Annotated in this window: 7 protein-coding genes and 1 pseudogene; 3 read left to right on the top strand and 5 right to left on the bottom strand. The window is 73.6% G+C overall.

The annotated features are described in order from the left end of the window. Nucleotides 1–68: 68 nt before the first annotated feature. Together ACFYOH_RS22050 and ACFYOH_RS22055 are read right to left on the bottom strand one after the other, a co-directional pair. A complete protein-coding gene (locus ACFYOH_RS22050) occupies nt 69–494 on the bottom strand; it encodes a DUF4190 domain-containing protein (RefSeq protein ID WP_388627908.1) in 426 nt (141 codons plus the stop codon). A 105-nt stretch (nt 495–599) separates the two neighbouring features. Continuing rightward, nucleotides 600–1,337 (bottom strand): DUF4190 domain-containing protein, encoded by a 738-nt coding sequence (locus ACFYOH_RS22055; protein ID WP_388627911.1) that lies wholly within the window; start codon nt 1,335–1,337, stop codon nt 600–602. A 536-nt stretch (nt 1,338–1,873) separates the two neighbouring features. Here ACFYOH_RS22055 and ACFYOH_RS22060 point away from each other — a divergent pair. After that, entirely contained in the window at nt 1,874–2,941 is a 1,068-nt protein-coding gene (locus ACFYOH_RS22060; RefSeq protein ID WP_388627914.1) for an adenosine deaminase, read from the top strand. A gap of 36 nt (nt 2,942–2,977) precedes the next feature. After that, a complete protein-coding gene (locus ACFYOH_RS22065) occupies nt 2,978–3,688 on the top strand; it encodes a glycerophosphodiester phosphodiesterase (protein WP_388627917.1) in 711 nt (236 codons plus the stop codon). 339 nt (nt 3,689–4,027) lie between these two features. Here ACFYOH_RS22065 and ACFYOH_RS22070 read toward each other — a convergent pair. Continuing rightward, a pseudogene (locus tag ACFYOH_RS22070) lies at nt 4,028–4,489 on the bottom strand (cell wall anchor protein); the annotation flags it as partial. Nucleotides 4,490–4,753: 264 nt separating this feature from the next. On the opposite strand from ACFYOH_RS22070, the gene ACFYOH_RS22075 reads away from it, so the two are divergent. Beyond that, nucleotides 4,754–5,932: a serine hydrolase domain-containing protein gene (locus ACFYOH_RS22075; RefSeq protein ID WP_388627919.1), complete on the top strand. Its 1,179-nt coding sequence runs from the start codon at nt 4,754–4,756 to the stop codon at nt 5,930–5,932. Here ACFYOH_RS22075 and ACFYOH_RS22080 read toward each other — a convergent pair. Together ACFYOH_RS22080 and ACFYOH_RS22085 are read right to left on the bottom strand one after the other, a co-directional pair. Then, nucleotides 5,919–6,419 (bottom strand): hypothetical protein, encoded by a 501-nt coding sequence (locus tag ACFYOH_RS22080; protein WP_388627922.1) that lies wholly within the window; start codon nt 6,417–6,419, stop codon nt 5,919–5,921. The two genes, ACFYOH_RS22075 and ACFYOH_RS22080, sit on opposite strands and share 14 nt — an antisense overlap. 57 nt (nt 6,420–6,476) lie before the next feature. Continuing rightward, nucleotides 6,477–12,308, bottom strand: a complete 5,832-nt coding sequence (locus ACFYOH_RS22085; RefSeq protein ID WP_388627924.1) for a TIR domain-containing protein — start codon at nt 12,306–12,308, stop codon at nt 6,477–6,479. Nucleotides 12,309–12,365 lie beyond the last annotated feature (57 nt).

Raw genomic sequence — 12,365 nt, forward strand, 5'->3', positions numbered from 1 at the left:
GGGCCTGCCCTGACGGGCGGCCCCCCGTGGTCGGCCCCTGTCCGTCGCGGCGCCAGGGCCGGGCGGTGTCACGTGCCGGCGCTGAACATGCTGGCGAAGAACAGGAAGACCAGCAGCGGCAGCAGCACGGTGGCGATGATGCCGCAGACGAGACCGGCGGTCGCCGCGCCCCTGTTGGTGGCCTCGCCCCGATTGGCCTTACCCCGGCCGATGGCACCGAAGATGATGGCCAGGATGCCCAGGATCATCCCGAGGATCTCCATGGCGATGGTGAGGCTGCAGACCACGCCGATGATGCCCAGCACCAGTCCCGCGGTGCCCATGCCGTTGCTCGGCTGCATCGGCATCCCATAGCCGGGGGCCTGCGGATACGCCGCAGGCGGCGGGGCCGGGTAGGACGGCGGCCCCGACTGGGGGTAGCCGTAGCCGGGCCCCGGCGGCTGCTGCGGAGCCGGCTGTCCGAAACCACCGGCTTCTGGGTTGATGTTGGACATGAAGCGGTTTCCCCTCCGTTGACGATCAAGGCATCCTAATGGCGCACACGGGAGGAGGGGGCGGGTTCCGGCCGACGGGTGCCGCAAGGCCACGGCCCGGCGGACTCACCGGTCGGCGGCCACCGTCACCGAGACGCCGCGGGCGGAGTTGTCGTCGTAGGGGCCGGAGTGCGTGTCATGGATGGCGGCGGTGATGCCGATCGCGAGCAGGACGATCACGACGATGCCGAGCACGATGCCGATGATGCCCATGATCAGACCTGCCTGGGCCTGACCGTGATTGGTGGCCTCGCCGCGATCGGCCCGCCGGCGGCCCTTGATACCGAAGACCACCGCGAGGATGCCAAGTACCACCGAGACGACGCCGTACATGCAGAACAGGCACAGGGAGAGGATGCCGAGCACCATCGCCGCGGTGCCCATGCCGTTCTGCGGGGCCATCGGCATGCCGGGCCAGCCGTAGCCCGCGGGGTAGCCGGGGTAGCCGTAGCCACCGGAAGCGGGCGGTACGGGTATGCCGGGTCCCGAGGGCGCGATCGGCGGGGGCGGTACCGCCTCGCCGCCCAGCGGAGCCGTACCAGACACACCGAATCCGGAGGCGGCCGGCGGTGGGAAACCGGGAGGAGCCGCGGGCGCGGTGAAGCCGGGGGCAGCCGCGGGCGGGGCGAAGGCGTCGCTCTGCAGGGAGGTCATGGTCGCCTGGTCGTGCATGGACGGCGGCTGCACGGGAGGCTGATCCTGCGGCTCCGGCTGCTGCTTCTCCAGCGAAGTGCGGTGCTCGGGCGGCGCCCACGGGTTGTGGTCGCCCCCCGGGACGCCACTCGGCTGCGCTCCGTCGCTCACTGGCATGTCCCCCTCGATCGTTCGTGCCGCCATGCTAAGGCCTCGCCGCCCCGCCCTCGCGGCCCGGCCCCACCAAGGTCACCAGAGCCCCGACGCCGGACCCCGGCAGGCACATCCACAGACATCCACAGACAGCACCTCCGCCACGTGACCGACCCGCCGACCGGGCGCCCCCGCGCCGATCGCCCCACGCCCCCACCCCTCGGACCACACCCGGCGCCGGCACCGGCCGCACCGCCCCGCCCTCGCGGCCCGGCCCCACCAAGGTCACCAGAGCCCCGACGCCGGACCCCGGCAGGCACATCCACAGACATCCACAGACAGCGCCTCCGCCACGTGACCGACCCGCCGACCGGGCGCCCCCGCGCCGATCGCCCCACGCCCCCACCCCTCGGACCACACCCGGCGCCGGCACCGGCCCGCCGCTGAGCGGTCCGCACTCGCCGCACGCCTACGATGTCGTCCGTACCACGATCAGCCGATCACCCGCGCCGCGCCCGCACCGGGCCGCCGACGCCCTGCTCGGGGAGGACCCCATGACCGACAGTTCCGTACCCGCCGTCGGCACGGCCGACCGCGATCTGCGGACCTTCATCGCCGGACTGCCCAAGGCCGAACTGCACGTGCACCACGTCGGCTCCGCCTCCCCGCGCATCGTCTCGGAACTGGCCGCCCGGCACCCCGACTCCAAGGTGCCGACGGACCCCGAGGCCCTCGCCGACTACTTCACCTTCACCGACTTCGCGCACTTCATCGACGTATATCTGTCGGTCGTCGATCTCATCCGCACCCCCGAGGACATCCGGCTGCTGACCTACGAGGTCGCCCGCGACCTGGCGAGGCAGCAGGTGCGCTACGCCGAGCTGACCGTCACCCCCTTCTCCTCCACCCGGCGCGGCATCGACGAGCTGGGCTTCATGGCGGCGATCGAGGACGCCCGCAAGTCGGCCGAGGCCGAGTTCGGGACCGTACTGCGCTGGTGCTTCGACATTCCCGGCGAGGCGGGGCTGGAGTCCGCCGAGGAGACGGCACGGCTGGCCACCGACGACCGGATCCGGCCGGAGGGACTGGTGTCGTTCGGGCTCGGCGGGCCCGAGATCGGCGTGCCCCGGCCGCAGTTCAAGCCGTACTTCGACCGGGCCATAGCCGCCGGTCTGCACTCGGTCCCGCACGCCGGCGAGACGACGGGCCCGGACACCGTGTGGGACGCGCTCAACGAACTGCGCGCCGAACGCATCGGGCACGGCACCAGCTCCGCGCAGGACCCGAAGCTGCTCGCCCATCTCGCCGAGCGGCGCATCCCGCTGGAGGTCTGCCCGACCTCGAACATCGCCACCCGCGCGGTTCGCACCCTGGACGAGCACCCGATCAAGGAATTCACCCGGGCCGGGGTGCTGGTGACGATCAACTCCGACGACCCGCCGATGTTCGGCACCGACCTCAACAAAGAGTACGCGGTGGCCGCCCGACTGCTCGACCTGGACGAGCGGGGCCTCGCCGACCTCGCGAAGAACGCCGTGGAGGCGTCGTTCCTGGACGCCGCCGGCAAGGCCCGGATCGCGGCGGAGATCGACACGTACACCAGTACCTGGCTCGCCTCCTGACACGGCCCACAAGGGGGCGCCCCCACAATGGGGGTCATGCAGACCGTGACCGCCGTGGCCCATCGCGGCGACCCCTACCGTGTCCGTGAGAACACCATCGACTCGCTGCGTTCCGCGCTCGACCGGGGCGCGGACGCGGTCGAGATCGACGTACGGCTCACCCGCGACGGCGTCCCCGTGCTGCTGCACGACGAGACGCTGGAGCGGCTGTGGGAACTCGGCCGGCCGCTCGGCGCGCTGTCCGCGGAGCAGGTGCGCGGGCTCACGGCGGGCGGTGTGCCGACGCTGGCGGAGACGCTGGCCGCGACCGGCGACTGCCGGGTGATGGTGGACCTGTGCGGGCGGGTCGAGCGGCGGATGGTGGACCGGGTCATGGACGTGGTCCGGCAGAGCGGGGCCCAGGACCGCGTCTACTACTGCGCGGGCGCGGAGGCGATGCTCGCCGTCCGCGCCGCCGACCCGGCCGCCGAGATCGCGCTGACCTGGACGAGCCTCGCCCCGCCCCGGCCCGCGCTGCTGGACGTGGTCCGCCCGCGCTGGCTCAACTACCGCTTCGCCCTGGTGAGCCGGGAGCTGGCGGCGCGGGTCCACCACGACGGCTATCTGCTGTCCGTCTGGACCCCGGACACCCGCCGTTCGATGAGCCGCCTGCTGGACCTGGGCGTCGACTCGATCACAACGAACCGGGTCGACGTCCTGCACGCCCTGCGCAACGGCGGCGGCATCGGCGGCACGGGCAGCCGTTAGGAACCGGCGATCCCCATGGCTTGGAGGATGCCGTGCTGGCTGGCTCTCGCTCAGCGCACGTCGACCGGCCCCTCCCTCAGCGCGCCCGCACCCCGACTCGCCGCCCAGCGTCGGGATGGCCGCGCAGGAGCGCTACACCCGTGAGCGCTGAGGCACCGTCGACGCGTCGGCCGGGGTGGCTCGGGTGAGGTACTGCGGGACGGGCGCGGAGTCCTCGCCGGTGTCGCGGACCAGGCCGTAGCGGATGGCGCCCTGGGCGGGACCGGTCGTGAGGTCCTTCTCGACCGCGGCCCAGGTCGTCGGGAACACGCTCAGGGGCGGCGAGATCTGCCAGTCCGGCCAGGCGTTGAGGACGGCGACCGCGGTGTCGCCGTTGGCCCTGGTGCCGCCGATCCGCCAACGCCGGGCGTTCTGGTGGGCGGCGTGGCCGTCGTTGTAGAGGATGCGGTAGTCCTGCCCGGAACCCGTTCCGCGGTAGCCGGTGGCCTGCGGGCGGGCCTGCCAGGTGCTCTGCGCGTGCGGATTGGCGGTGAGCCGCTGCCGGCCGGCCAGCCAGGGGTCCCGGCCCGCGGCGACGCGGACCTTGGCACGGTGCAGGTCGCCGGCGTTGTGCAGCATGCCGGGGTGGGCGAACGCCCCCTGCTTCGCCGGCGCGGTCTGGGCCGCGTCGGCCTCGGCGCCGGAGAACGCGGCGATCCCACCGCCGAGGGCTCCGGCCGCCGCGAGCCCGCCGCCGAGAGTGAACAGGCCCCGGCGGCTGAGGCGGTGCTTGTTGGCGCGCTTGTGGGTGGGGGTGGGCATGTGGGGTGGCTCCGTGCGTGAGGAAACGGTGGCGTACGCGGAGACGGGACGGAGAGGGCGGCGATAACAGTTTTTTGCCCGACGGCGATCCGCCCGCCTCTCCCGTAGGGGCGATCCCGTACAACCCACCACCGCCGAGGGGATTTGCCAGGGGTGACACAAGGGTCGGGCACCCTCCTCGGCGACGATCCGGGCGAGGGCGCGGCGCCAGAGGATGATCACGTCTCTTCACCACCGCAACTCGAAGTCCTCAAGGAGCCCCGCATGCGCCACGCCAGCCGCTCGACCCTCCTGGCCGCCGGTCTCGTCGTCGCCCTGGGCGCCGGCCCGCTGGCCGCACCCGCGTTCGCCGTACCCGCCTCCGCCGCGCCCGCCCCGGTGGCCGGGAGGGCCGCGTCGGCGGGCCTGGACGCCGACGCGCTGCGCGCCGCGCTCGCCGGGCTGCCCGATGCGGACGCCACCGCGGCGCTGGTCCGGGTCGGCGGCAGCGACGGCGGCTGGCGGGGCAGTGCGGGCGTGCACGACCTGGCGAGCGGCCGGGCGGCGGACCCGGACGCCGTCTTCCGGGCCGGTTCGACCACCAAGGTGGTGACGACGGCAACCGTGCTGCGCCTGGCGGCCGAAGGCCGGGGCGACCTGGACACCCCGGTCCAGCACTACCTCCCCGGACTGCTCACCCCGGCCTTCAAGCCCGTCTCCGTACGGCAGTTGCTCAACCACACCAGCGGCATCCAGGCGGGCGACGGCTGGGGCGACGACTTCCAGGACCAGTACGCGCACCGCTTCGACACCCTCACCCCCGCCCAGGTGGTGGCCTCGGCGGTGGCGAAGGGCCCGGAGTTCGACCCGGGCGACCGCCAGGACTACCTGAACATCAACTACACGGTCCTCGGCATGCTGATCGAGAAGGTGACGGGGGACTCGTACGCCGAAGAGGCCACCCGGCTGGTCCTGCGCCCTGCCGGCATGCATCGCACGTACTTCCCGGGGACCGACCCGTGCATCCACGGCCCGCACAACCACGGCTACCAGAAGGTGACCCGCGCCGACGGGACCGTGGAGTTCGTGGACGTCACGGAGTGGAACCAGGCCGACCGCTGGGCCGCCGGCGACATGATCTCCACGACCGCGGACCTGGAGCGGCTGGTCACGGCACTGTTCCGAGGCCGGATCGTGCCCGAGCCGCAGCTGCGGGAGATGTTCACGGTACCGAAGGTCAAGGAGGGCGAGGCGAGCTACGCCGCCGGGCTGCAGCGGTTCGTGTACGAGGGCAGGGTGTACTGGGTCAAGTCCGGTGCCCGCTACGGCTACAGCACCGCGATCGCCGCGACCCGGGACCTGAGCCGCACCCTCGTGTACTCGGTGAACTCGACCGACGCCAAGGGAGAGGAGACGAACCCGGTGGCCCAGCGGATCGTGCTGGCGGCCCTCAAGCAGCCGTGAGCGCCTCCAGCCGCTTGATCTTCCGCCGTACGACGTACAGCGGGACGGCCCCGAACACCCCGAAGGACATGTCGATCAGCGACCACCAGAAGGGGATGCCGCGGATCGGTCCGCACACCAGGGCGAGCGGGACGATCCCGGCGCAGGCGATCATCGCGAACTCGACGACCCAGATGTTGCGGACGGGGTCGCGGTACGGCCCGTAGAAGGCGACGGCGATGACCAGGTGGGCGAAGGCCAGCCAGTCGGTGCCGTAGAGCAGGAACGGGTAGTCGGCGTCGGCGGTGTCGAGCCCGTCCCGCACCCGGGAGATCCAGGCCATCAGCCCGGGCAGTCGGTCCGGCACGGACAGGGCACGCAACGCGCTCTCGGTCCAGCGCAGTTCGTGCACCAGGGGGAAGGCGGTGGCCCCGCTGAGGACGAGGCACACCACGAAGGAGACCAGCCAGACGCGAATGCCCTTGAGCAAGGCGGCTCTGTCGCTCATGGGAGGAGCGTACGCCCAGAGTTGAACGCGTTCAAAAAGACCCCTCCTCCCCCTCCCCTACTCCAGCGGGTCGTCCAGCGGCACCTGCCACATGCCCGGCAGATGACCGTCCAGCTCGCCCGGTTCGAAGCGGCACATGCCGACCGCGTGCCAGAACTCGCCGGTGACGTCTCCCTCGTACTTGTAGCCGCCGGACGCGGACAGCGCCGCCCAGCCGCCGGGCATGCCGACCAGGGTGACCCGCAGGGTGGCCGGGCCGTCGGCGGGCACGTTCCACAGCCGTACGGTGCCGTCCTCGCCGCCACTGGCCAGCAGCGAGCCGTCGGGGCTGAAGGCCACGGCGAGGATCCGGCCGGTGTGGCCCCTCAGCCGAGCCGTCTCCCGGCCGGTGTCCGGGTTCCACAGGCGGACGGTCCGGTCGTCGCCCGCCGTCGCCAGCAGCAGCCTCGACGGATGCACCACCGCCGTCCAGAGCTTGCCGGTGTGGCCGGTGAGACGGTGGCCGATCTCGCCGTTCCGCCAGATCACCGCCGTACCGTCCCAGGAGGCGCTGGCCAGCCAGGAGCCGTCGGGCGCGAAGGCCACGGCGTACACCCGGTCGTCGTGGCCGGCGAGTTCGGCGGTGATGCGGCGGCCGTCCATGTCCCAGATCCGCACCTTGCGGTCGTCGCAGCCGGTGGCCAGGGCCGTGCCGTCGGACCGGAAGGCGATCGCGCGGACCCGGCCGTAGTGCTCGGTGATGGTGGCGACATGCGCCCCGGTGGCGCGGTACCACAGTCGGACCGTGTCGTCGTCGTTGGCCGTGGCCAGGAGTTCGCCGTCGGCGCTGAACGCCTCCGCCCACACATGGTCGGTCTCGACGTCCAGTTCGCGCTGGTACTCGCCGGTGGCCGCGTTCCACAGATAGAGGTCGCCGTCACTGCTCGCGGTGGCCAGCAGGGGCCCGGCCGGGCCGAACGCCGCCGACACCAGGCGGTCGCTCTGGCCGGTGAGTTCCCGCAGCCGGCGGCCGGAGGTGGCGTCCCACACGCGGACCACGCCGTCGTTGCCGCCCGCCGCCAGCATCGAGCCGTCGGCGCTGAAGGACAGCGTGCCGACGCGCCGCCCGTGGCCGCGCAGGATGCGCCGGCCCTGGCCGGTGGCCGGCTCCCACAGCCGTACGACACCGTCGTTGCCGCCGGTCACCAGCAGCGCGCCGGGGCCCTGGACGGGTGTGTCGCCGTGCGGACGGAACTTGCACACCCACACCGAGCCGCGGTGCTCGGCGGGCTGCCGGTGCAGCGGCGCCGCGACCGGGTCGGCCTCCGGGTCGACCCCCCACACCCGGACCACCCCGGCGCTGTCCCCGGCGGCGAGCAGCCCCCCGTCGGGGTCGAACAGCACCTGGTACACGGCCCCGCGGCAGCCACCGAGCAGCCCGGCACAGCGCCCGCCGGCCAGGTCCCACAGCCGTACCTCCCCTTCGGTGTCCCCGGTGACCAGCAGGGCGCCGCCGGGGTGGAAGTCCAGGGTGTAGACCCGGCCGGAGTGCCCGGTGAACTCGTGCCGCGGGGTGCCGGTGGCGAGGTCCCACACCCGGACCGTGCCGCCGTCCCGGTCGTCGCCCTGGTCGGTGGTGGCCAGCAGGGTGCCGTCCGGGCTGAACCGCGCCCGGTACACCGCGCCGCGGTGGCCGGGCAGTTCGCCGGTCCGCCGCCCGCTCCGCAGGTCCCACAGGCGTACGGCGCCGGAGGCGTCCCCGGTGACCAGGATGCTGTCACCCGGCCCGAACGCCACGGTGTAGACGGGCGCGCAGTGGCCGGGCAGCCGGTGCAGCGGGGTGCCCGAGGCGGTGTCCCAGACGGTGACCACGCCGTCGGCGTCGCCGGTGGCCAGCAGGGCGCCCTCGGCGTCGAGGACGACCGGCCAGACGCCGTCGGCGTGGATCTCCAGCCGGTGCGGGCAGCGGCCGGAGACCGGGTCCCACAGGCGTACGGTGCCGTCGGAGCTGCCGGTGGCCAGGACGCGGCCGCGGAACTTGACGGCGTAGACCCGGCCGGTGTGGCCCTGCAGGGTGCGCAGCGGGATGCCGGTGGCGGCCTCGCAGACCAGGACGCCGCCGTCCTCGCTGCCGACGGCGAGCAGTTCGCCGTCGGGGCTGTAAGAGATGGGTTCGGGCAGCCGGCTGGTGCGCATGTCGAAGCCGTACGGCACACCGACCGCGGAGGGCCGGAAGCCGGAGTCGACGGCCATGCCGGGCGCGATCGCCGCGGTGGCCAGCTCGGGGCTGCGGTCCAGGGGGCCGGTGGTCGCCGCGATCAGCGCCGCCCGCCGCCACCGGCCGCCCTCGACCCGGGCACCGGTCAGGTCGGTGCCGATCAGCCGGGCCCTCCTGAGGTCGGCGCCGCGCAGGTCGGCGCCGGTCAGATCGGCGCCGTCGAGCCGGGCGCCGACCAGGCGGGCGCCGCGCAGCACGGCGCCGGAGAGGTTGGCGCCGACCAGCCGCGCGTCGGTGAGGTCGGCGCGGGTGAGGTCCACGCCGGAGAAGTCGCGGTGGGACAGGTCCTCCCCGGCCAGGGCGGCGCCGCGCAGATCGGTGTGGGCGGGCACGCGGAGCCGGCTGAGGATCTTCACGGCGTTGGCGCGGGCGGCGTCCGCCGCGGTGTCCGAGGAAGTCCCGGACAGCTCCCGCTCGGCCCACGCCTGGCAGATCCGGTGGTCGGCGAGGTCGCACAGGAACTCCACGGCGAGCTGGCTGAGTTGGCGCCGGCCGAGCAGACCGCTGTCGCCGTCGGTGATCCTGCGGGCGCACTCCCGGGCGACCAGCCATTCCACCACCGAGCCGTGGATGAACCGGAACACACCGTCGTCGCTGCGCACCAGCAGGCTGCCGGAGCCGATGGCGTGGGCGGTCTGCGGCACCGACAGCCGGGCGTCCGCGAGCCCGGTCAGGGTCTCGGCGACATCGGTCAGCTCGTCGAGCCGCAGCGAGTCCTGGCCGCTCTCCCACAGCCGCAGGGCGAGCGCGGTGACCGCGTCCCACAGCTGGTCCAGGCTGAGCCCGGGCGCCCGGCCGGGGCTGCCGCTGCCGCGCTGCGCCTCGAAGCCCAGCCAGGCGGTGAGGACCTCCTCGTACAGCCCGGCGGGGCTGAGGGCGCGCCCGGCGCCGGCGACCGCGCGCAGCCGGTCGTCGTCCAGGTCGGCGACGAAACCGAGCAACCGTGGGTTGCGGCACAGGGCGAGCAGGTCGGGGATGGCGTCCAGCAGCCGGATCCGGTGGTCGGCGGCGCGGTCGTCACCGTCGTAGCGGTTGACCAGGTAGGCGCGGATCTGCCGCGGGCTGAACTCCTGGACGGCCAGCACCCGGCGGTGCGGGAGCAGCCCGACGCGTTCGCCGAGCGCGGTGAGCACCTGGCCCTGGGAGCGGAAGTGCTGGGTACGGCTGGACACCACGATCTTGGCGCTGTCCACGGCGGAGTCCAGCAGCACCTGCAGCCGCTCGGCGGCGCGGTCGTACGTCACCTGGTTCACGAGTTCGTCGAAGCCGTCGAAGAGCAGCACGATCCGCCCCTGCTGGAGCATGTAGCGGAAGGCCCGCAGATCGATGTTGTCGACACCGTGGGCGGCGAGGTGCGCGGCGACGAGACCCTCGAACGAATAGGCCCGGTCCAGGGCGTTCAGCTCGATCAACAGCGGCACGAGGTGCGGCAGTTCGCCGGGGATCCGGCGGGCCAGCTCGCGCAGCGCGAAGGTCTTGCCGTGCCCGAAGTCGCCGAGGAGCAGCAGGAAGCGCCCCTGGTCCGAGTCGAGCAGCCGCAGCATCTCGTCGACCAGCCCGTCGCGGTCCTCGGCGTCGAGGCGCTCCACCTCCCGGTACCGCTGCGGCAGATACATGCCCGGGGGATAGCGGGGATCGGTGCGCAGCCGCTCGCTCTGCCCGGCGACATAGCCGCGCAGGTCCAGCAGCCCCTGGAACTCGGTGAAGCTGCGCACCCGCACGCCCCGCCGGCGGGCCGCGTCGCGCAGCTCCCGGGCGGGCGGCGGCCCGTCGTGCACGAGTTCGGCCTCCGCCTCGGCGTCGGCGGCGTGCACGAGCGCCACGAACCGGTCGACGTCCTGCGCGGTCGGGGTGCCGGTGTGGACCGCCACCCGCTGCTGCCGCACGAAGCCCGACTGGCTCCAGGTGACGAGCAGTTGCGGCACCGGCCCGTCCACCGGGCGGATCTGGGCGCCCTCGTGCCGGGTGCGGCAGACCTCGGCGACCCGGGCGAGCAGTATCTCGGCGGGGGTCTGCACGGCGCGCGGCTCGGGCTCGGCGGCGGGCACGGGAGTGCCGTCGCGGTCGTCGGCGGGCGCTGCCTGAACGCCGAAGGCCCGGTCGGCCCGCCGCCACTGGACCGCCCGCCGCCGCGGCTCCCCCGGCCCCTGCCAGACGGCCAGCCCCTCCCGGCCGACCCGCACCAGCTGGTGCGCACCGGGCCGCCCTGCGCCGATCACCGGCACCTCGCCGGAGGCGGTGGCCAGGTCGGGCAGCGACGCGCCGGGCTCGGCGGGACCGTGCAGGAGCAGATGCAGCCGCGGCCCGGTCAGCCGGGTCAGCACATCGGTGTCCCGCAGCGGACCGGCACCGTCCAGGGCGGCCGTACCGGCACGCCGCACGCCGGGGGCGGTCACGCGGGCGGCACCCGGCGAGTGCCGCACCACCCCGATCCTCAGCCACCCCTCGGTCTCATGGGGCCGCAGCGCCTGCGCGAACCAGGCGGCCTGCTCTCGCCCGACCATGCCGTACTGGTCGTCGCGCCGATGGCTGTACGCCATGGAGGAGTTGAGCCCCGCGACCACGGTGTGCAGCTCCGGCACGGGAAAGAGGGTCCACGGCTGGTCGCTGTCGAAGACGACGTCGAGCCCCTGATACAGCTCCTGGAACAGCCGGGCGAAATGCCGCCACTTGGGCCAGTACGGCGGCCGGGGCGGCATCTCGTCGGCCTCGCACGTGCTGAAGTAGGCCTGGCAGGCGGCCTGGTTGACGTCCTGGCCGCCGGGGACGAGGGCGACCCGGTGCGGTTCCAGCCCGAGCAGCGCCCGCAGCCCGGTGAGAAAGGCGAGGGCCTGCTCGAACTCGCGCCGGCTGCCGGAGGCGGTGAGATCCCCGGTCACGACCAGCAGATCGGGCGAGGGCGCGCCGGAGTCCGCCAGCTCGACCAGATCGCCCCAGATGGCCGCCTGCAGCTCGGCGGGATCCTGCCCCCGGCCGAAGGCGGGCCCGGCCAGCTGGAGCACGGTGACCGCGTCCTGCTCGCGGACCGCTCCCGACACCCGCGGGTACGACGGCGGCGCTGCGGGTCTACGGCGCCCCGCCCACCCGGGGCCGCCCAGCGGCCGCCCGGGACTCGGCGCCGCCGGGGCGGCGGCCACGGGACGGCCGTTCGCACCCCCCGGGTAACCGGGCGCCAGGCTGGGCCGGGCCCGCCCGTCAAGGGCCTGCCGGACCCGCGCGAGCAGGAGCTCCCGGGCCGCCGCCGGATCGGTGACCGGCACCAGGTCCACATACGTGATGGTGGCGAGCAGCCCCTCCACCGGGATGTCCTCGACCCGCACGGTGATCAGCCGCCGCTCCGGCGCGTCCGGGTCGGCGCGCAGGGCGGCCTGCCACTCCATCCGCCCGTACCGCGACCGCTCGTAGTTCCTGGACAGTACGGCGATGACGGCGGCGGACTCGCTCACGCCCCGGTCCATGAAGTCGACGAAGTTCGTGCCCGGCACGAAGTCCCAGGCCTGCAGGACCGTCCGGTACCCGGCCTCCTCCAGCATCCAGGCGATCCAGGACGCCCAGCGTTCGTCGGCGGGTGAGTAGCTGATGAAGAAGTCCAATGGCCCGGTGTCCCCCGGGGTGTTCTGTCGAGCCACCATGTATTGAATGATGCCGTGAAAAGAGAGGCGAACACCGGTCGTTTCCAGGCGTTCGAC

The organism is Streptomyces sp. NPDC007856, from assembly GCF_042868225.1.
Classification (GTDB): Bacteria; Actinomycetota; Actinomycetes; order Streptomycetales; family Streptomycetaceae; genus Streptomyces.